General features: G+C 41.2%; 21 protein-coding genes and 1 pseudogene. 16 read left to right on the top strand and 6 right to left on the bottom strand.

Going from position 1 to position 21217, the window contains the following annotated elements:
- Positions 1-13: 13 nt before the first annotated feature.
- Positions 14-1861, top strand: coding sequence for an ABC transporter ATP-binding protein (locus tag ACU6U9_RS18175; protein ID WP_446736410.1), 1848 nt, complete (start codon positions 14-16; stop codon positions 1859-1861).
- Positions 1862-1866: 5 nt separating this feature from the next.
- Positions 1867-2466, top strand: a complete 600-nt coding sequence (locus ACU6U9_RS18170; RefSeq protein WP_446736409.1) for a Crp/Fnr family transcriptional regulator — start codon at positions 1867-1869, stop codon at positions 2464-2466.
- An 87-nt stretch (positions 2467-2553) separates the two neighbouring features.
- On the opposite strand, the gene ACU6U9_RS18165 is transcribed toward ACU6U9_RS18170, so the two are convergent.
- Positions 2554-4587 (bottom strand): oxidoreductase, encoded by a 2034-nt coding sequence (locus tag ACU6U9_RS18165; RefSeq protein ID WP_446736408.1) that lies wholly within the window; start codon positions 4585-4587, stop codon positions 2554-2556.
- A 131-nt stretch (positions 4588-4718) separates the two neighbouring features.
- Here ACU6U9_RS18165 and ACU6U9_RS18160 point away from each other — a divergent pair, with 131 nt between their 5' ends.
- The gene (locus tag ACU6U9_RS18160) at positions 4719-6494 is read left to right on the top strand and encodes an acyl-CoA dehydrogenase C-terminal domain-containing protein (RefSeq protein ID WP_446736407.1); all 1776 of its coding nucleotides are present in this window, start codon (positions 4719-4721) and stop codon (positions 6492-6494) included.
- 153 nt (positions 6495-6647) lie between these two features.
- On the opposite strand, the gene ACU6U9_RS18155 is transcribed toward ACU6U9_RS18160, so the two are convergent.
- From ACU6U9_RS18155 to ACU6U9_RS18145, 3 genes and pseudogenes are all read right to left on the bottom strand, one after another.
- Complete coding sequence (locus ACU6U9_RS18155) at positions 6648-7493, bottom strand: methyl-accepting chemotaxis protein (protein ID WP_446737196.1); 846 nt, start codon at positions 7491-7493, stop codon at positions 6648-6650.
- An 18-nt stretch (positions 7494-7511) separates the two neighbouring features.
- Positions 7512-8282, bottom strand: a pseudogene (locus ACU6U9_RS18150) (MCP four helix bundle domain-containing protein); the annotation flags it as partial.
- 110 nt (positions 8283-8392) lie between these two features.
- On the bottom strand, positions 8393-9379 hold the full coding sequence (locus ACU6U9_RS18145) for a GlxA family transcriptional regulator (RefSeq protein ID WP_446736406.1): 987 nt from the start codon (positions 9377-9379) through the stop codon (positions 8393-8395).
- 107 nt (positions 9380-9486) lie between these two features.
- Between ACU6U9_RS18145 and ACU6U9_RS18140 the strand changes: the two genes are divergently transcribed.
- The 12 genes from ACU6U9_RS18140 to ACU6U9_RS18085 all read left to right on the top strand — a co-directional run bounded on the left by ACU6U9_RS18140 (position 9487) and on the right by ACU6U9_RS18085 (position 18901).
- On the top strand, positions 9487-11265 hold the full coding sequence (locus ACU6U9_RS18140) for an acyl-CoA dehydrogenase (protein ID WP_446737195.1): 1779 nt from the start codon (positions 9487-9489) through the stop codon (positions 11263-11265).
- A gap of 13 nt (positions 11266-11278) precedes the next feature.
- Complete coding sequence (locus ACU6U9_RS18135; protein WP_446736405.1) at positions 11279-12061, top strand: crotonase/enoyl-CoA hydratase family protein; 783 nt, start codon at positions 11279-11281, stop codon at positions 12059-12061.
- Positions 12062-12332: 271 nt separating this feature from the next.
- On the top strand, positions 12333-12875 hold the full coding sequence (locus tag ACU6U9_RS18130) for a DUF2975 domain-containing protein (RefSeq protein WP_446736404.1): 543 nt from the start codon (positions 12333-12335) through the stop codon (positions 12873-12875).
- Positions 12876-12887: 12 nt separating this feature from the next.
- A complete protein-coding gene (locus ACU6U9_RS18125; protein WP_446736403.1) occupies positions 12888-13106 on the top strand; it encodes a helix-turn-helix domain-containing protein in 219 nt (72 codons plus the stop codon).
- 504 nt (positions 13107-13610) lie between these two features.
- Complete coding sequence (locus ACU6U9_RS18120; protein ID WP_446736402.1) at positions 13611-14108, top strand: MaoC/PaaZ C-terminal domain-containing protein; 498 nt, start codon at positions 13611-13613, stop codon at positions 14106-14108.
- Positions 14105-14356 (top strand): DUF6489 family protein, encoded by a 252-nt coding sequence (locus ACU6U9_RS18115; protein WP_446736401.1) that lies wholly within the window; start codon positions 14105-14107, stop codon positions 14354-14356. Before ACU6U9_RS18120 ends, ACU6U9_RS18115 begins: the two co-directional genes overlap by 4 nt.
- 99 nt (positions 14357-14455) lie before the next feature.
- The gene (locus tag ACU6U9_RS18110; protein ID WP_446736400.1) at positions 14456-14827 is read left to right on the top strand and encodes a phasin family protein; all 372 of its coding nucleotides are present in this window, start codon (positions 14456-14458) and stop codon (positions 14825-14827) included.
- 56 nt (positions 14828-14883) lie between these two features.
- The gene (locus ACU6U9_RS18105) at positions 14884-16374 is read left to right on the top strand and encodes a PHA/PHB synthase family protein (protein WP_446736399.1); all 1491 of its coding nucleotides are present in this window, start codon (positions 14884-14886) and stop codon (positions 16372-16374) included.
- Positions 16349-16690, top strand: coding sequence for a hypothetical protein (locus tag ACU6U9_RS18100; RefSeq protein WP_446736398.1), 342 nt, complete (start codon positions 16349-16351; stop codon positions 16688-16690). The genes ACU6U9_RS18105 and ACU6U9_RS18100 overlap by 26 nt, the downstream gene beginning before the upstream one ends.
- A gap of 587 nt (positions 16691-17277) precedes the next feature.
- The gene (locus tag ACU6U9_RS18095) at positions 17278-17853 is read left to right on the top strand and encodes a YceI family protein (protein WP_446736397.1); all 576 of its coding nucleotides are present in this window, start codon (positions 17278-17280) and stop codon (positions 17851-17853) included.
- A gap of 47 nt (positions 17854-17900) precedes the next feature.
- Positions 17901-18638, top strand: a complete 738-nt coding sequence (locus ACU6U9_RS18090; RefSeq protein WP_446736396.1) for a phytanoyl-CoA dioxygenase family protein — start codon at positions 17901-17903, stop codon at positions 18636-18638.
- Positions 18639-18688: 50 nt separating this feature from the next.
- Positions 18689-18901 carry a DUF6500 family protein gene (locus tag ACU6U9_RS18085; RefSeq protein ID WP_446736395.1) on the top strand — a complete coding sequence of 71 codons (213 nt, stop codon included), beginning with the start codon at positions 18689-18691 and terminating at the stop codon, positions 18899-18901.
- Positions 18902-18982: 81 nt separating this feature from the next.
- On the opposite strand, the gene ACU6U9_RS18080 is transcribed toward ACU6U9_RS18085, so the two are convergent.
- Positions 18983-19759 carry an SDR family NAD(P)-dependent oxidoreductase gene (locus ACU6U9_RS18080; protein WP_446736394.1) on the bottom strand — a complete coding sequence of 259 codons (777 nt, stop codon included), beginning with the start codon at positions 19757-19759 and terminating at the stop codon, positions 18983-18985.
- 113 nt (positions 19760-19872) lie between these two features.
- Here ACU6U9_RS18080 and ACU6U9_RS18075 point away from each other — a divergent pair, with 113 nt between their 5' ends.
- A complete protein-coding gene (locus tag ACU6U9_RS18075; protein WP_446736393.1) occupies positions 19873-20220 on the top strand; it encodes a winged helix-turn-helix transcriptional regulator in 348 nt (115 codons plus the stop codon).
- Between the two features lie 75 nt (positions 20221-20295).
- Here the strand turns inward: ACU6U9_RS18075 and ACU6U9_RS18070 are convergent, their stop codons facing one another.
- Positions 20296-21216 (bottom strand): alpha-E domain-containing protein, encoded by a 921-nt coding sequence (locus ACU6U9_RS18070; protein WP_446736392.1) that lies wholly within the window; start codon positions 21214-21216, stop codon positions 20296-20298.
- Position 21217: the final 1 nt, after the last annotated feature.

The following is a 21217-nucleotide window of genomic DNA, read 5'->3' as shown; positions in this document are numbered from 1 at the left end:
GTAAGTTGCCATTATGTTTTCATTTTTCGAAAAGCTTATTAATCCCTTTCCTCCGGAAGATCCGCAGCAACCCCCCAATACATTATGGGCGTTTTGCCGACATTATACGCAAGGCATGGCGTTGCCCTTAATTGCCATGGCAGTGCTGACGGCTGTCTTAGCCATGTTTGAAGTTTATCTATTTGGCTTTATGGGGCAATTGGTTGATTGGCTCATCGACAAAGACCCACAAACCCTATGGCAAGAAGAAAGCACCACGCTGTATTTTTTAGCGTTTATGTTGCTGGTGGGTATGCCCTTATTAGTCGCATTGCACTCGCTGGTGATTCATCAAGCGTTAATGGGTAACTTTCCCATGTCGATCCGTTGGATGGCGCACCGTTATCTTTTAAAACAAAGTATGAGTTTTTACCAAGACGAATTTGCCGGACGTATTGCCACTAAAGTGATGCAAACCTCGTTAGCGGTACGTGAAAGTGTGATGAAAATGCTCAACGTTATGGTGTACATATTAGTGTACTTTATTTCGATGCTTGCCGTGATTGCGCAAGCAGATTGGCGTTTAATTTTACCTGTATTGGTCTGGTTGGTTTTATATATTATTGCGCAATTAGTCTTTATTCCTAAATTAAAAAACGTTGCTACCGATCAAGCGAACGCTCGTAGTGATATGACGGGGCGTATTGTTGATAGTTATACCAATATCAGCACGGTTAAATTATTTAGCCATTCAAAGCGTGAAAGTGATTACGCAAGAGAAGGCATGGATGGTTTTTTACAAACGGTTTACAGCCAAATGCGTTTAGCGGTTGGTTTAAACGTGAGCGTGCACGCCATTAACTATTTATTAGTGTTTGGTATTGGTGCACTGGGCTTGTATTTGTGGGGCCAAGGGCAAATTACCGTGGGTGCTATTGCGGTTGGCATCAGCTTAGCGTTACGTTTGAATGGCATGGCGCAATGGATTATGTGGGAAGTGAGTAGCTTGTTTGAAAACATCGGTACCGTGGTTGATGGCATGCAAACATTGTCAAAACCACAAGATGTGCAAGATGTTAAAAAAGCCGAAGCATTGGATGTTAAAAAAGGCGCCATTGATTTTAATAACGTGGCGTTTTTCTATGATGAAAAACATGAGAAAGGCGTCAGCCAGCGTAAAGTGTTTGAACAATTGCAGCTGAATGTTAAACCCGGCGAAAAAGTGGGTTTAGTGGGGCGCAGTGGTGCAGGTAAATCGACCTTAGTTAACTTGCTGCTGCGTTTTTATGATGTGCAAGGTGGTGAAATTTGCGTTGACGGGCAAAATATCTCAACTGTTCAACAAGAAACCTTACGCGCTAAAATTGGTATGGTAACGCAAGACACCTCATTGCTGCACCGCAGTGTGCGCGACAATATTTTATATGGCCACCCATCGGCTACCCATGAAGATGTGATCGCCGCAGCTAAAAAAGCCGAAGCATATGGTTTTATTCAGCAGCTAACAGACCCATTTGGTAATAAAGGCTTTGATGCACAAGTGGGTGAGCGTGGTGTGAAATTAAGCGGTGGTCAACGTCAACGTATCGCCATTGCCCGTGTGTTGTTAAAAAATGCACCGATTTTAATTTTAGATGAAGCAACCTCTGCTTTAGACAGTGAAGTAGAAGCCGCGATTCAACACAGCTTGAATATATTAATGGAAGATAAAACCGTTATTGCCATTGCCCACCGGTTATCGACCATTGCTGCAATGGATCGTTTAGTGATCCTAGATGAAGGCCGAATTGTCGAGCAGGGCACCCACCAAGAACTGGTGAATAGCGGCGGCATTTACAGCCAGCTTTGGGCGCACCAAACCGGCGGCTTTATTGGTGAGTAATAACCATGACAGCCTTAGATGAAGCCGCGGCTCGTGAGCAGCTTGAAAGGGTTTTTAATCGGCATTATCAAGCTAGCTTAACCAATTGGCATGCATTTTCAGACTGCTTTCACTTGCGTGAACTTGCGCAAGATGAGCACTGGATTCGCGCAGGCGATGTCACCAAGCAAATGTGCTTTATTGTGTCGGGCCTTTTGCGTATTTATTACATTGATCAAGCCGGTAACGAAGTGAACCAGCATTTTTATCAAGCCGAAGAAGTGCTGGCGCCCATTAGTGTGATGATGAGTAACGAGCCATGCCAATACTATGTGCAAGCATTAGAGGGCAGTGTGGTGTTATTAGCCGATAGTGATGAACTGTTTAAATTGGGCAACCAAGACATAGAATGGTTGCGCTTAGAAAACAAAATAGTGAAAACGGTATTTTTAAAAACGGTGAAGCGTGAAGCCAAATTATTGCTAGGTAATGGTGAGCAGCGTTATAAATGGTTTTTAAAAGAATACGCTGAGCTGGCCACCCGTTTACCGCAATATCACATTGCGTCGTTTTTAGGGATTACCCCAGTGTCACTGTCGCGATTGCGTAAGAAGATATCAAGTTAACTTATTGAGTTAGTGGGTATGGTTAAATAATAAATCAAATCTAATACACGTAAAAAAGCCCAGCTAATATTAGCTGGGCTTTTTGCTTTATAGTGAAAGTGCTAAACGCAAACCTTGGTCAATGGCGCGCTTAGCGTCGAGTTCTGCGGCTACATCAGCGCCACCAATTAGATGGTATGGCTTGGTTAGGCCTTCTGTTAACTCGCGCAGTGGGTCTTGTCCGGCGCATACAATGACGTTATCGACGTTTAATACTTGTACACTATCTTGAGCATTGTCTTTAACTTTAATGTGCAGGCCTTCGTCGTCGATTTTTAAATACTCACAACCCGGAATCATATTCACGCCTTTATTTTTCAAGCCGCTGCGATGAATCCAACCGGTTGTTTTGCCTAGCTTGCCGCCCACTTTTGACGCTTTACGTTGCAGCAAATACACTTCGCGTGCCGCTGGCGTAACGTCTGCTTCAACGCCTTCAATGCCGCCGCGTGCGTTAAGTGTCATATCTACCCCCCATTCTTTCATGAAGGCTTCGATGTTTTGGCTGGTGGCGGTGCCCTGATGCACAAGGTATTCGCTTACATCAAAACCAATACCACCTGCACCAATGACGGCCACTTTTTTACCAACAGGCTTTTTGTATTTAAGCACATCAAGGTAACTTAATACTTTGCTGTGTTCGATGCCTTCGATCTCAGGTAAGCGAGGGGCGATACCGGTTGCAATAATAACGTCATCAAAATCAGACTCGTTTAATTGTTGAGCATCAACACGGGTGTTGAGTTTGATGTTTACATTATTTAATTCAAGTTGCTTGTTAAAGTAACGAATGGTTTCATAAAATTCTTCTTTACCGGGTACTTGTTTGGCCGTGTTAAATTGGCCGCCAGTTTCGCTTTCACTGTCAAACAAGGTCACCTCATGGCCACATTGCGCGGCGGTGGTTGCAAACGATAAACCCGCTGGGCCTGCACCAATGACGGCGTATTTTTTCTTTGTAGTGCTTTCTTTAATGACTAATTCGGTTTCGTGACAAGCACGTGGATTCACCAAGCAACTGGTCATTTTACCGCTGAATACATGATCTAAGCAGGCTTGGTTACAACCGATGCAGGTGTTGATCTCATCGCTTTTACCTTCGGCAGCTTTGCTCATGAAAAAACCGTCGGCTAAAAATGGGCGAGCCATTGAAATCATATCGGCATCGCCGCGCTCTAATACTGCTTCAGCCACTTCTGGGGTGTTAATACGGTTTGAAGTGATTAACGGGATATTGAGTTCTTTTTTGAATTTAGCCGTCACCCAAGTGAACGCTGCGCGGGGGACTTTGGTGGCAATGGTGGGTACGCGAGCCTCATGCCAGCCGATGCCGGTGTTTATAATCGTTGCGCCTGCTTTTTCGATGGCCTTACCCAGTTTTAATACTTCATCATAAGTGCTGCCGCCTTCGACTAAATCGAGCATCGATAGGCGATAAATAATGATGAACTTTTCACCAACCGCTTCACGAGTACGACGAACTACTTCAACTGCCACACGCATGCGGTTTTCATAAGTACCGCCCCATTTGTCATCACGTTGGTTGGTGCGTTGTGATAAAAACTGGTTAATGAAGTAGCCTTCAGAGCCCATGATTTCGACACCGTCATAGCCGCCTACTTGTGCGTACCTAGCCATTTGCACAATGTCGTTAATTTCACTTTCAATGCCGTCGTCATCAAGCTCTTTTGGTTTAAACGGATTAATCGGCGCTTGAATCGCTGAGGGTGCAACCGATTCTGGGTTAAAGGCATAACGGCCGGTGTGTAAAATTTGCATGCAAATTTTACCGTCTTCTGCGTGTACCGCATCGGTAATGACTTTATGGGTTAAAGCATCTTCATTACTTGTAATTAGGTTGGTGTGTGGGTGCGTGGCCGCATGGGCATTTGGCCCAAAGCCACCAGTCACGATTAAGCCAACACCGCCTTTGGCGCGTTCGGCAAAAAACGCCGCCATGCGGTCTAACCCATTTTTGTCTTCTTCAAGACCGGTGTGCATTGAACCCATTAATACGCGGTTTTTTAATGTTGTGAAGCCCAGATCAAGGGGCTGAAATAAATTAGGAAAATGTGTGTTCATGTTTGACTCCAGATAGTGATTGGATAATACCCTTAGTATCTATGTTGTTTAAATACCCGTCCTTATCATTTGTTAAGGAGGGAGGGGTATATTTGCTCAATAATGCAAAAAAATAATAAAGAGCCATAAATATGTCATCGTCAACATTGGAATACACAGCACCGCTCGCCGATATGGCCTTTTTAAGGCTGGGTTTACAGCCAAGTGCATTAAACGATTCTCAATTACAAAATGACTACTTTGTACTGCAACAAGCGGCTAAGTTTGCTGAAGACGTGCTTGCGCCGATTAATCGAGAATGTGACGAACAAGGCTGCCAATTTGTTGATGGCCAAGTGCAATTACCGGTTGCGATGAAAGCCGCTTTTAAAACGTATGCAAGTGCGGGTTGGATGGGTGTGGCCATGCCTGATCAGTGGGGCGGTCAAGCACAAACGGAAACATTAGCCGCCAGTATTGGTGAAATGCTGACCTCATCAAATCATGCATTTAGCATGAAACCCGCGCTGACGATCTCAGCCTGTCGTGCATTGATTAGCCATGGCTCAAAAACCTTACAAGATATTTATTTGCCCAACATGATCGCAGGCAAATGGACAGGCACTATGTGCATGACAGAAGCCCATTGCGGTAGCGATTTAGGTTTGATTCGCACCAAAGCGGTTGAACATGACGGTGGATATTTAATCAGCGGCAATAAAATATTTATATCATCGGGTGAGCATGACGCGAGCGAAAATATTATTCATTTAGTATTGGCACGCTTGCCGCAATCCCCGGCGGGAATTAAAGGTTTGTCTTTATTTTTGGTGCCTAAAAAATTAGAAGACAGTCAGGCGCAGTGGGTGGTGAACAATCACGTTACGTGTATCGGCATTGAAGATAAAATGGGCATACACGCCAGCCCAACGTGTTCGTTAAATTTTGAGCAATCAACAGGTTGCTTAGTGGGTGAAATTAATGGCGGTATTCAAGCCATGTTCACGATGATGAATGAAATGCGATTGGGTACGTGTTTACAAGGTGTGGGTTTAAGTGAGCGGGCTTATCAAAAAAGTTTGGCCTATGCCCGTGAGCGCACTCAAATGCGCAGTTTATCGGGTAAAAAACAACCGGATCAAGACGCTGATTATATTATCGAACACCCAGATGTACGCCGCATGTTATTAACACAAAAAGCGTTTGCTGATGGTGGGCGAGCGTTGGCTTATTTTTGTGCGCAATTATTAGATACAACCCATGGGCAAGACGATAAAGACGCTCAAGATTTGTTAGACTTGTTAACGCCCATCGCAAAAGGCTTTTGTACCGAAACCGGTTTAGAAAGCGCAAGTTTAGGCATACAGGTATTTGGTGGTCATGGTTTTGTGCGCGAACACGGGGCCGAGCAACTCTATCGTGACGGTCGTATTGGTACCTTGTATGAAGGCACAACGGGCATTCAAGCGCTGGATTTATTGGGCCGAAAAGTATTGGCGAATCAAGGCAAAAGTTTAAAAGCCATGACAAAGTTAATTCATGTTGTGAGTGCTAAACACAAAGACAACCCTGAATTATCTCATTTAGCCCAGCAGCTTAGTCCGTATGCAAAGCAGTGGGGTGAGCTCAGTATGAAAATCGGTATGAAGGCGATGAAAAACCATGACGAAGTGGGTGGTGCCAGTGTCGATTTTTTAATGTACTCAGGTTATGTGGTGTTGGCGTATTTCCATTTAATCATGGCCATAGAGGCGAAACAGTTATTGAATGACAATGTTGAGTATCCTGAGTTGGGTATTCATACGCAGTTTTTACAGTCTAAAGTGCAAATAGCGGAATTTTACTTTGCGCGTATTCTACCAAGAACAAAAAGCTTAGAGATTACCATGCAACAAGAACTGGCCAGTTTGGCACCTATTTGGGCGTGAGCAGGGTGTTGTCATTCATACGGTTAACATTATTGATCATATTTTTCTCAATAATGTTAACCGTAATAGCGAATCTAATTGATGATGTATATTACAAAAAAAAGCGCAAAAAATGCGCTTTAATGTTTTAGTTTTTAATGTGACTGATTCGTATCATTTGCTAATGATGAATCGACCAACTTGCTTGCCCATGCTGTTTGCTAGTTCAGACAGTTGATTGCTTGCTTTTGAAACGTGTTGCGCTGAGTCCGCTGACTCTACGGCAATGTCACTGATACTGGTTACACTGCGATTGATATCATTTGCAACCGCACTTTGTTCTTCTAGTGCGGTTGCAATGTGGATATTCATATCAAAAATACTTTGAACTGACTGCTCAATAAGCTCCAATGAAGACTGGCCTTCTTCTACGACCTTACGGCATTCATCCGCTTTGGTTTGTCCATTTTTCATGGCAACAACGGAATTCTGAGTGCCTTTTTGTAAACGCTCAACTAGGTCGCGAATTTCTTGTGTCGATGTCTGTGTACGTTGTGCAAGTGTGCGCACTTCATCGGCCACTACCGCAAAGCCTCTGCCTTGTTCGCCTGCACGGGCGGCTTCAATTGCAGCGTTTAAAGCAAGTAAATTGGTTTGTTCTGCAATGCCATTTATCACATCAACCACTGAGCCGATGTTTTGGCTTTCGCCTTCAAGGTTAGTGAGGATATCAGCCGTATTCTCGATTTCTTCCATAAAGCTATTTAACAGTGATGAACTGCGCTGGCCAATGCTTCGGCCATCTTTACTGCGTGTTGTAGCTTGCTTGGCGGCTTCTTGGGCATCGTTGGTTGACTGAGCAATCTCTTGAATAGAGGCGGTCATCTCGTTCATGGCGGTTGCCACCTGGTCTGTTTCATTTTGCTGCTTTAATGTATTTTTGTTGGCTAAGTCTGATATGTTTGCCAAGCCTTTTGATGCATCTGACAGTTGTTTGCTGCTGCCATTGACTTCGCCCATTAGCATATTGATGCGTGACATCATTGTATTAAATACAGCGGTGGTTTGAGCTAATTCATCTTCACCTTTTATCGATATCTTTTGTGTGACATCTGAATCTTTTTCAATACTGTTCATGGTTAGGCTCATTTGATTGAGCGGCGTGGTGATAGACCTAGTGACAAGAACACTCGCGATGATTAATAATGTCGTCGCCAGTAACGTACCTAAAATATATGCCGCTGTTAAGGCGTCAGTTTGATCATGAACATCAATGCTGACTTGCTTTGCAACTTCAAGTTGTAAGTTAATAAGTTCGGTTATTTTGTCGCTAATGGGGTCAATTTGATCATAAAGGGTCCCATTAATATGGTTAAGCTTGTACTGAATTTTCCCGGTCTTACCTTTAAGAAAATCCTCTACTTTATGAATAGCGTTATTGGCTTCCGTAAAAAGGGGTTCAGCTTCACGCGCTAATCTTGCTTCTTCTGTTGTAAGTGTCGTTGCCAGATACTCTTTCCACGTTTTGGCGATTCTATCTTGTGCGGATATTAGATTTTTTTGGGCTTGCTCAACCGTCATACGACCTGTGTTGGTTTTATTAATGGTATCAATAATCAATACGGCGTAATCATCAGCAATGATTTTTAAATCACGCAGCGGAACAACTCGGTCTTTGTATAGGCTGTCTACGCCATTTTGAATGTTACCAAAGATACTAACAGCACTGGTAACCACTAAAATAAGAACGATAATAGGGAAAAAAGACGTAGCGATAAGCCGTGTTGATATCTTGAACCGTGAAAGCATGGCGTGAGCACTCAAAATTTCGTTATATTAAAAGTCTAGCCTAACCTTTAAAAAGTGCTTAATCGCGCCTAAAAAAATTTATTTTACGCTAGTTGATGGGTTTTTAAGTACTATCGACGACGAAAGCGACTGCGATAATCACTGGGGGTCACGCCTGTTTTACTTTTAAATAGCCGCCTAAAAGAGCTAGCGTCTTCATACCCTACGGTGTTCATTATGGTATCAATGTGCATGTCACTTTCTTCTAATAGCTTTTGTGCCCCTTCAACTCTTAAGCCTTGAATATACACATTCGGTGGCATATCAAGCGCTTGGTTAAACCGTCTTATTAAAGTGCGCTTTGATACGCTGAAACGTTGAGCTAAGTCGTCAATCGCAATACTGGTTGCGTAGTTTTGTGTCAGCCATTGCTGAACCTCTTTAATCAGGGTGTCTTTATGGGGCTTTGCTAGGCCCATCAGTGAGTAGGAAAGCTGGCTGTCTCTGCGGTAATCAATAACAAATGCTTTTGCGGTTTGAATGGCGGTTTCAAACCCCACAAAGCGTTCGATCATATGTAGGCCTAAATCAAACCAAGCAAGACCACCCCCTGCGCAATAAATATGCTCATCGCGGGTCAGCATGAATTCAGCGGTTAGGTTGACGTTAGGGTAGTGCTGTTTGAATTGATCTTTGAATCCCCAGTGGGTCGTGGCTTGCCGCCCATTTAAAATACCCGCTTGGGCCAGTAAAAAATTTCCCGTGCAGTTGCCTGCAATAATGCAGCGCTGGCGATCGGCGGCTTGAATTGCATTGATTAAGTCAGGATTACTCGCCAATACCTGTTCAATGGGGCCACCAATAGTGGGGATGATAAGAGCATCTGCGTTTTGTATTTCTGCAAAGCTAACATGAGCACCTAGGTTGATGCCGTTTATGCAGCGTATCGGTTCGCCATTTGCACTGGCTATTTTGACATCGAATATTGGGGTGGGCTCGCTACCTTGAATGCGGTTCCAAGTGACGCCCGCTAACGCAAAAAGATCTAATACACCTGTGATGGCGGATGCTAAGGCCTGATCAAAACCGAGTATGTAGATATTTTTCATGTTTGGCATAAATAGCTTTATTTGTGGCTATATTGACAATTACCGCGCTAAGTTACAAGGCTGATACTGAAGCTTAATGATACAAAGCCCGCTAAGGAGCCACCGTGGCCAATTTAATGAACCCTAAAGACATGGATTTTCTGCTGTATAACGTATTTGACGCGCAGGGGTTAACGCAAGCCGATCGCTTTCAAGACCATGATAAAACCACGTTTGATGAAGTGTTAAAAACCTCAGCACGTATTGCGGAAGAGCACTTTTTGCCCCACAACGCAAAAGCCGATAGCCAAGAACCTCAGTTTGACGGTGAAAAAGTGACCACCATTCCAGAAGTTAAAACGGCATGGCAGCACTTTGCACAATCCGGTTTGTTGTCCGCCCGCCATCAATATGAAGACGGCGGCATGCAGTTACCCGCGTTAATTCATGCGGCATGTAATGCCTATTTTATGTCGGCGAATCCATCGACGGCAGGCTATCCATTTTTAACCAGTGCGGCGGCTAATTTAATTCATGCATTTGGCGATCAAACACAAAAGCAAACGTACCTGCCGCATATGTTTAGCGGACGCTTCGCTGGCACCATGGCATTAACCGAGCCGGATGTGGGTTCGTCGTTGGGCGACTTAAATACGAAAGCACTTGCGCAGGCTGACGGCAGCTACCGCATTAAAGGCCAAAAAATGTATATCTCAGGTGGTGATCAAGATATCACCGAGAATATTGTGCATTTAGTGTTAGCACGTATTGATGGGGCGCCAAAAGGCGTAAAAGGCATTTCGTTATTTTTAGTACCGAAATTTTTAACCGAAGCGGATGGCACATTAGCCCAACGTAATGACGTTAATCTTGCAGGCCTATTACATAAAATGGGTTACCGCGGTACCACATCAACTGTTTTGAATTTTGGCGAAAAAGATAATTGTCATGGCTATTTAATTGGTGAAGCCAATAAAGGCCTGATGTACATGTTCAAAATGATGAACGAAGCGCGAATTGGCGTGGGTACAGGTGCCGCCATGATTGGTTACCGCGGGTATCTTGAATCATTAGACTACGCAAAAAATCGCCCGCAAGGCCGTGCGCCAGATGAAAAAAATTCGCAAAGCAAACCGCTTAATATTATTGAACATGCCGACGTTAAACGCATGTTGCTTGCGCAAAAAAGTTACGTTGAAGGGTCACTCGCTTTGTGTTTATTAGCCGCAAGGTTAGTTGATGAGCAAGAGGCGATGGGCAATGAAGACAGTGGCTTGTTACTGGATTTATTAACGCCTGTAGTGAAATCGTTCCCTTCTTCTTATGGATTAAAAGCAAACGATTTAGCAATTCAAGTATTAGCGGGTGCAGGTTACACCCGTGAATATCCGGTTGAGCAGTGTTATCGCGACAACCGTTTGAATCCTATACACGAAGGTACATATGGTATTCAGTCGCTTGATTTGCTTGGGCGTAAATTGTGGCAGGCCAATGGCAAAGGGCAGCAATTATTAATGGCTAAAGTGCAAACCACATTAAAAGGTGCCGGTAATAAGCCGCAATTAAAAGCGCTAGTGCTCATTTTTCAACAGCACTTGAATACATTTGTGCAAACCACGATGACATTGGGTAAAGTCTTACAAAGCGGCGATGTAAAAAAAGGATTGGCAAACTCTGCATTGTATTTAGATATGATGGGGAAAATAGTTATTTCGTGGTTATGGTTAGAAATGGCAGATAAAGCGATCGAGGCGTATACCGATTCGAACGATGAGTCCGATCACGCTTTTCTAGCCGGTAAGCTTCAAGCCGCACAGTATTTTATTAAATGGGAATTGCCAGAGATAGAACATTTGGCAGCATTGTTAAGTGGTTTTGATTCAACATGTTTAGATATGCAAGAAAATTGGTTTTAAAGGAGAGGTTGTTATGAGTGACAAAATAATTGTTGAAAGTCGTGATCATATATTAACCATTACGTTTAACCGACCAGAAAAATACAATGCACTAGACCCAGAGAGTTATCATATTCTGGCCAAAGCATTGTACCAATTACAAACGGATGATGATTTGCGTGTGGGTATCATTCAAGCCAACGGCGATCATTTTACATCGGGGTTAGAGCTTGATAAATGGGTGCCTATTTTTGCAAAAGGGGAGGCGCCTAAGTTACCGCCAGAGCACATAGACCCTTATGGTATTCAAGGTGAACAATTAACCAAGCCGGTTGTTTTGGCGGCACAAGGGTTGTGTTATACATCGGGTTTAGAGCTATTACTGAATACGGATATCCGCATTGCGACAAAAGATGCGCGCTTTGCTCAACTTGAAGTGCAGCGTGGTATTTATCCCTGCGGCGGCGGTACGATTCGCTTACCTGAAGAAATTGGCTGGGCCAATGCTCAGCGTTATTTATTAACAGGTGATGAGTTTTTTGCAGAGCAAGCTTTGCAATGGGGAATGCTACAAGAGATTGTTGATCGAGATCAGTTGCATATTCGCGCTCGCGAATTAGCGACAAAAATAGCCGATGCAGCGCCTCTTGGTGTACAAGCAGCGCTGCGTTCATCAAAGCTAGCACGCACGCAAGACCAAAACATTGCGTTACATTCGGTGTTTGATGACATGCCGAAGGTGATGCAAAGCGAAGATGCCAGCGAAGGTGTTCGTTCATTTTTAGAACGCCGTAAAGCACACTTCCAGGGTAAGTAAGTTCTTTGTGTTATGCGTCTATCATAAAGCGCTTAACCATGCATACCGCTTAAAGAGAAAGATAGAAACAAAATCGACTTGATTAAAGCCCGCTAAGCGGGCTTTTTTTTGCCTGATGTTAAGTGTGCGATAACGCATTTTATATGGTTTTAGGGCATAAAACTGTAAATAACAATCAATTTTTATCTTAATTCGATAATAATTGATTGTTTTTTAATGTCTAATGTGCCAATCTTCACCTACTCTCAAGCATGACTAAGGCGAAAGGCATATGAATAATAGATCCAGCGTTAAAAGATTTAGCTTATGGATACACAGGGCATTATCGGCAAGTTTTGTGATGACACCTGTGTATTATATCTTTTATTGGTTTTTGGTCGGTCACGATACCCGCTCTTTCGTGCTTGATACCTCAAACCCGGCTGCGGTTGGCTCTTATGAATTGCCACTTCAATTACAAATGGCGGGTTTCTTCTCAAGCTTATTTCCTATGATTATTCTTATGTGTGTGTTGTTTTATTTAAGAAAAATATTCTCATCCTATAAAGAAGGCATAATTTTTTCATTTGAGCACGTGGTCTTATTTAAAAAAATAGCCAAGTATTTAGCAATCTGGGTTCTTCTAACCGTTATATATGAAACGGTTAAGAGCGTATTGTTTTCATTAGGTAACCCAGTAGGGGAGCGTATGTTGACGGTCACTTTTGGCTCTGAAGAAATAACCGTAATATTGGTTTCTGTGTTTATCTACGTGATTGCCTGGGTAATGAATGAAGGTCGTGTGTTGGCTGAAGAAAACCAGATGACAATATAACGTGAGCTAATTATGACGATTAGAATTAATTTAGACCTTATGCTTGTTAAGCGAAAAATGAAGTCCAATGAGCTCGCAAAGTTGATTGGTATTTCTGAGCAAAACCTATCAATCTTGAAAAGAGAGAAAGCGAAAGCGATCCGAATCACAACACTGGATGCAATTTGTAAATATCTTGAATGCCAGCCAGGGGATATTTTAGAGTTCACAGACGAAGAGCTAACTGAGTAATATTATTTTACATTTATGTGCCTGAATAACATTAGGCCGCTGACAACTTAAAATATTTAAGCCCGCTGTGCGGGCTTTTTTTTGGCTGTTAATATATGGAATTTGACGAAACGGTCAGAAAAATATTAATTTACTGAAGCGAAAAAGTAATGACTTAGATCAGGGGTTGTTACAATGTTTGTCATGCATTCTCATACCGATCATCACGCCTGTAGCGATATTTTTCGTAGCCTTATTTTTACTGGATCAACTTATATTATTTGTAAGTTTTTGATATTACTCAATAATTATTATTTTTAGCTTTTTCTAGTTATTTTTTATGACTTTAACCGTCTAGTTTAAACGGCTTAGACCTAAAATGAGTCTGGTGCTTTAACTCTAAAGCAGTCTTTGATTTATTAAAATGATTCGATAACTATCTAAAACAGTTTGATGAGCTGCGTTTATTTTTTAATAATTATATGGCTGTCATATTAAGAACGGATATTTCAACAAAGGTGATATATGGAAGCATTAGAGAACAAAACCTACGATGAAATTGCACTGGGTGATCAGTGTGTTTATAAAAAAACATTAACCGAAGCCGATTTAATTTTGTTTGCTGTGGTCTCTGGTGATGTTAATCCAGTACACCTTGATGAAGAGTTTGCACGAAACTCTGTGTTTAAGGAGCGTATTGCACATGGTATGTGGTCGGGCTCATTGGTGTCCGCTACTTTGGCAACGGTTATGCCGGGGCCTGGTACTATTTATTTGAATCAATCTTTGAATTTCCTTCGCCCAGTAAAATTAGGCGATACCTTGTCGGTAAAGTTAACAGCCCAACAAAAAAATGATGAAAAGCATACGGTTGTATTTAATTGTGAAGTTGTAAATCAAGATGGCAAGCGTGTATTAGAAGGGGAGGCCAAAGTAATTGCCCCCACTAAAAAAATAATTATAGCCAAACCTGAGTTGCCAAAAATTACTATTGGTGGGCCAGTATTGAGCGAAATTGCATGAAAATAAATGTTGAATTTGATTTAACACCAGATGAGTTTCGTCAAGCAATGGGGTTGCCAGATGTGCAGGGATTGCACGAAGAGATCATCAGTACCATTGTTGAAAAAATGAAAAATGCTGAAGACGGATACGATGCTTTTTCATTGCTGAAGCCTTATTTAAATACCAGTATGCAAACAATGGAAAGTGCACAAAAAGGATTTTTTGACACACTATTTAATATGACCTCTAAGCACGAAAGTAAATGAATTTAAATTGATCTTGTTTTACTAAAACAAAGGACTGTCTTAGGGAGATCAATTTAAGCAATTAGGACTATTCTAAAAACCAACCTCAAGGAGAGGAAAATGCAAGAAAACATCATGAATGCGTTCACAGAGCAAGCAAAAAGCTTCTATTCACCACTTAATAAGCTGAGTGCTTTGATGGTTGAGAATATGGAGAAAATGACGGAGTTCCAATTGGAGTCAATTAAATCATATGCTGACATTACGATGTCACAAATGAAAAAAGCGGTTGATGTAAAAGATGCTGAATCATTACGCTCTTTTTCTACATCTCAAACGGAAGCAGCGGCTACCGTTAATAAAAAAATCATGGAAGATGCAAAATCATTGTCAGATTTAGCGAATGATTTTAAATCTCAAGTTGAAGCCGTTTGGCAAGAAGCGCGTCCTGCTTCAAAGCCGGCTGAGAAAAAAGCAACAAAAACAGCGTAAAGCAAATCAAGCCACATCTTTGATGTGGCTTTTCTTAATTAAATCAAGGATAGGGTATGTCACAGGAAAGTCTGAATATTGAAGAAACCGTTAATGATTTCATCGGTATGTCAGTGAAAGCAAGTGAGCAGTTCTCTGATATTTTAGAAAGTTTAACGTCTCGAAAAACATCAGAAGATGATCCTGCTGCTACCGTAATGTCTGATTTTAATGAGGCATTTTCTGAGTTTAGTGATAAGTTGATGCAAAACCCCGCTGCTATTGTCGGTCAACAAATGCAGCTAATGAATAAACAGATGGCGTTATGGCAACATACCGCATTAAAATTCATGGGGCAAGATTCTGAACCCGTCATTGAACCTGACTCTTCAGATCGCCGGTTTAAAGACGATGACTGGCGCTCAAATCCACTGTTTGATTACTTGAAGCAAAACTACCTGCTGCATGCTGATGCTATCCATAATATGGTTGATAGTGTTGATGACTTATCCGAATTAACCAAAAATAAAGTAGACTTTCTTGTTCGTCAGTATGTTAACGCCTTATCACCTAGTAACTTTGCAGGTACGAATCCAGAAGTCGTTCGCAAAACCATTGAAACTGGCGGCGCTAATTTATTGAAAGGTATGGAGCAGCTTTCCCATGATTTAAAAGACAGTTTTGGCGGTTTAAATATTGCAATGTCCGATAGCAGTGCATTTAAAGTTGGCCAGAATGTTGCAACAACGCCGGGATCTGTTGTTTATGAAAATGATTTAATTCAGCTCATTCAATATACACCAACCACAAAAAGCACATTCAAAACTCCGTTGTTAGTTATTCCACCTTTTATTAATAAATACTATATTTTAGATTTGCGGGAAAAAAATTCATTACTAAAATGGCTGGTTGATCAAGGTCATACTGTATTTTGCATTTCATGGGTTAATCCTGGTCCTAGCCTTAGAAACAAAGAATTCAACGATTACATGCAACAAGGACCACTAGCAGCACTAGACGCTATAAAACAAGCAACAGGTGAAGCTGAGGTAAACGCAGTGGGTTATTGTTTAGGCGGTACTTTGCTAGCGGCTACATTAGGCTATATGAAAAAAACTAACGATCATCGTATTAAATCGGCGACGTATTTAGCAACCCTCATTGATTTTTCTGACCCTGGCGAAATTGGTGTGTTTATTAATGAAACAGCAATCAGTGCATTAGAAAAACAAATGAATGCATTAGGCTATTACGATGGTCGTATGATGGCATTTAGTTTTAATTTGTTACGTGAAAATGATCTTTTCTGGTCGTTTTTTATTAATAACTATTTAAAGGGTGAGCGCCCAATGGCGTTTGACTTATTATACTGGAACACCGACGGTACAAACCTTCCTGCTACCATGCACAGCTTTTATTTACGTAATATGTATTTGCATAACAGACTAAAAGATAAAGATGGAATTCAATTAAATGGACAAGGGATTGACCTTTCTCAGGTGGATGTGCCGTCATACTTTCTCTCTTTAGCTCAGGATCATATTGCAAAATGGCACAACCACTTATAAAGGCGCTCAGCTTTTTAAAGGCGATGTTAAGTTTGTATTAGGTGGTTCCGGCCATATAGCGGGTGTAGTAAACCCACCAAGTGCCAATAAATATGAGTACTGGACCAATGATCAATTGGCCGCTAATTCATCAGAGTGGTTCAAGCAAGCTAAGCGTAACGAAGGTTCTTGGTGGGTGAATTGGCAAGAATGGGTTGCAAACAAAACAGAAGGCAATGTACCCGCGCGTACTCCGGGGCAAGGCGAAATTGACGTGATTGAGCCTGCGCCAGGACGTTACGTATCAAAACGTATTGTAGATGTTATAAACACATAATAAAAAGACATAATAAAAATTAGCAGTAGGCCTTTTTACCGAGCTTAATCAGCTCGGTTTTTTTATGTCTGTCGTTTAATTCACAGTTAAGGTACTTATTTTATTGAAAGTTAAAAAACCTCAATTGTTACTAATAGGTGCTATCTCTATCTAGGGCTAATCATTTACTAAGGAAGCGTTTTATGAAATAGGCGCTATAAAGTAGTCATTAAATGCCACCAAATTCTATGATGTGCTGTATTTAGCTGAACCCTTTAAAATGGTGGGTGCCTTTATGTAGGTTAATCATTAATTGATTTTCATGGTTAGAATAGGGCTTGCATCTATGTGTCAATGAAATGTGCCAGCATTATTTGCATAAATACAATGAGTTATTTGATTTGGTTGATATTGTGTCACTATTTTCATTTTTGATCAGTTTGACCTTAATGCCAAAATTGTCGATTATTGTGACGAGAGAGAAGCAATATAAAAGAGCGGAAAATGAAACGAGCGAGTATGATGCTCATTGTTTTATTGTAAAAAGCGCTGAAAGTTGTGATTCAGCTAGGACCAAACTCAAATTTTATATATTTAAAGGAAAACAAATGAAAATGTATTCGCTATTTATGTGTGCTTTATTAGTCTTGGCACCTAATGCCTTTGCAGATTGGACATTGCAAACTGAAGAATCACTGCTTAATTTTGTATCAATTAAGAAGGATGCAATCGCAGAAATTAGCCACTTTAAACAATTTAATGGCTCGATTGATGAAAAAGGTAAATTATCAGTATCGGTTGACCTCTCTAGTGTCGATACAAAAATAGGTATTCGTGATGAACGATTAAAAAATAATTTTTTCAATGTTTCTAAGTACGCGAATGCCATGTTAACAGGCAATGTTGAAATATCTCGTGCATCAAGCTTAGAGAATGGTGACTATTACACCGATTTAGTCAACTTAACGCTATCGCTTCATGGTGTTGATAAACAAGTTCAAGCCGAAGTGACCATTGTGAAACTAAATGAAAACAAATGGCTAGTGAGCTCGGCTAAGCCAGTTATTGTCAATGCAGGCGATTATAAGTTGGCAGAAGGTATCGAAACGTTAAAAAAATTAGCGGGACTACCGAACATCAGTTTAGCGGTGCCAGTTACCTTTGAACTTATATTTAAGAAATAACGCATATAAAAGCAGTGTTCAAATAAAGCACTGCTTTACTGATATTTATGAATGATCAATTTGAAAAAAATGGCTACATTTTATTAGAATCTTTTTTTTCTGATGATACGTTGGCTAGTATAAGAGAAATTCTTATATCTTTTCATGCAGCGTGGAAAAAGAAATACGAGAAATTCTATACAGAAAAAGCCATTAACTCGGCCTATATCACGAAACAAGGTGAGCTTGATGAGGCTTATCGGTTTGCTCTTTTTCAGTTTTTAACCAGTAACAAGTTTGCGTATGTCGTCAGGTCGATTTTTATTGAGCCTCCAATATTTATGAATACTCAATTGTTTTTTGATCCGTTTAATCATGGCCAAAAAAATTATTGGCATCGAGACCCGCAATATCACTTATCAATCGATGAGCAAAAAGCAGCCTTGTCAGGCCCAGAAGTCGTACACTTTCGCATTCCTTTGTTTAATGAGCCGGGTATCGAGTTGATTCCGAACACGCATAAACGTTGGGATTCCCCCCATGAGCAAGCGGTGAGGTTAGAAGAGTGTGGGCATAAGAGTAGCGAGAATTTAGGTGAGGGGCTTTCTATTGAGCTTAAGGCAGGTGATTTGCTTGTGTTCTCTGCCAATATGATTCATCGAGGCTTGTATGGCCAAGATCGGTTGTCATTGGATGTGTTATTTTGTGATAACCACCCAGATTTAATGGGCTTTATAGATAGGGATGGGTATCCAAAAGATGACGATTATGAGCGCCTTGATAATATATGGATGTTTATCCAGTAGTTGGGTAGAATGCCGAGAATAGGATATATGTTCTCAGGTAAGGGTTTGTCATGAGAGAAAGTTTAAAGAAAAAAATAATTGAAGTATGTGATAAAAAAATAGCATCAAAAGGGCCCACTGTCGGTCTTTCTTTTTATGCATTTTTTGCCAACAAGAATGACGACCCTGAGCTGTTGATGGAAGCAGCGACTTGGTGGATCATGACACACAAGTTAGACCATTTCGAAAAGGCGGTTAAAATCAAAAAAATGGTTCAAATTTAATTATCGGTTGATTCATAAAGCGGGCTTGTTAGGGCCCGCTTTGCTTTTTATTATCGTTGACTGTTATTTGTTAATACGCACCTAGTTTCTACCCCCCATAACACCACCATCAATGTCCCAAATAGCCCCCGTTACCCAGCTACTTTCTGCACTTAATAAAAAGGCTACAGTCATGGCGATATCTTTTGGCTGTCCAATGCGGCCAATAGGGTGAAACGAGTCAAAACCAGCTAAGGCTTCGTCAACGTCAGCTGGCTCAATAAACGCATTATAAATGGGTGTTTTTACAACCGCTGGCGATACCGCATTAACGCGAATATTGTGATCAGCGAGCTCCATTGCCATATGTTGAGTGAGGCTATGTAAGCCAGCTTTTGCCATTGAGTAGGCTGATGAGGGTGTTGCCTTAATGGCTTGCTGCGCCCACATAGAGCCAATATTAACAATGCTGCCACCACCGTTAGTGATCATATTTTTTGATACAGCTTGTGATATTTTGAATATGGCCTTATTTAGATCCATATAAATATCATAATCGAACTCAGAGTGGTCTAAGAATGGTTTAGGGTTGAAGTAGCCTGCTGCATTGACTAAATAATTGATAGAGCGTGATTCTTTGCCAATTTGGGATATAACGTGATTTAAATTTTCTTGTTTATGCAGGTCGGCTTTTATACCTTGAGTTTGTATGCCTTGAGCTTGGCCAATTTTATTGAGCGCGTCTAACGCGTCGTTTAGCTTATTTTGCTTGCTGCCCACAATAACAAGATTGATACCTTTGTGTGCAAGTTCAACTGCGGTGGCATACCCAATGCCGCTGGTACCGCCAATTATGTAAGCAACTTCTGATGTGTTCATTTTAATCTCCAAAATGACACCGCGATATTTGGTGACTATGGTAATCTTAAGGAAATGAACGTGTATTAAAACTGGGTACAAATCAGTGGGGTAGGTACTTTTTGGTTAGCAATGTGGATATACAAGAGAAAAAAATAATTCGTAAAGCGCCGCCTGAGCAAACAGCACGGATGGTCGAAACGATTTATGGTTGTAAGTGGTCTTTGACGGTTTATCAGTTGATTAGTAATGGTGTCAATCGGCCGGGGGAGATGGTGCGGCAAGTTGAAGGTCTTAGCACAAAGGTGCTCAATACTTGTTTAAAGCGTAATACTGATTTTGGCATTCTTGAAAAAGCAATTTATAACGAATTACCACCAAGAGTCGAGTATAGCGTAACAACCTTTGGTCAAAAATTTATTCGTATACTAGATGACATTGAAAAGCTACAGGCAGAACTTGATCAAGAACAGTTGGATTGAGGTAGTTCGAGTTAAGATGGTTTTCTAGTCAGTACCCACACAAAGCATAGTGGATGTGGGTACTGTTTCTAAAATTTAAAAGTAAGTGCTGCTGGTTTTATTGTGAACATCATTAAGGCCCAGTTGAATCTCATCAATAAATGCATGTAATTCATCTTGACCTAATTTTTCAGGTTCACTGGTTTCTAATGTCTTTCTCACAGACTGTACGCACGTAATAACACCTTCACCATTAGGCAACTCTTGTAAGCACTCTTCTACTTTTTTCAGAGTGTGGTTTAATGCCCGTGGGAACTTTAAATTTAATAATAAAAAGCGTAAAACATCTTGGCGTTTAATGCGTAAGCGCACTTCGCGGCGATACATTTGATAGCCTGTTAGCGATTTCAGAACACTCATCCATTGGATGTTTTCAAAAGGTGCTTGTTTATCTTCAATATCAGGCAGTAGGCTTGCTGAGCGTACGTCAATAATACGCGTTGTCATGTCAGCCCGTTCGATGTTACGCCCTAGTTGCAAAAACTCATAACCGTCATCATGTGTCATGGTGCCAGCCAAGATGCCTGTGATTGCTTGGTTACTTAAAATGATTTTATTTAAGTAAGAGTATCTGTGGCGTCTATTTAACGCATTGGCTTCACTCTCTTTTGCTAGTAAATACAGTGAGTTGATCTCTTCCCATGCTTCTCGTGGGATGATCTCTCGAATAGTGCGTGCGTTTTCACGAGCGCTATTGAGTGAGTTAAGAATAGAGCTAGGGTTATTTTTATCAGCAATAATGAAACGTGTCACATTTGCTTCATCTGCTGTTTCGTAATGCTCAAAGAAAGACTCGCCGGATGTATTAATGTCTAATATGGGCTTCCAGCCAAGCCTGATACTTTTAGGCAGGTCGAGTAATAAATTAGAGTTTACATTCATGATTCGAGCGGTGTTTTCAGCTCGCTCAAGATAACGGCCTAGCCAGTAGATATTATTCGCAACACGTGAAAGCATA

It is taken from the genome of Pseudomonas sp. HK3 (genome assembly GCF_052920985.1).
The sequence above is the reverse complement of the archived record's forward strand: the minus strand, read 5'-3'. Positions and strand labels throughout refer to the sequence as shown.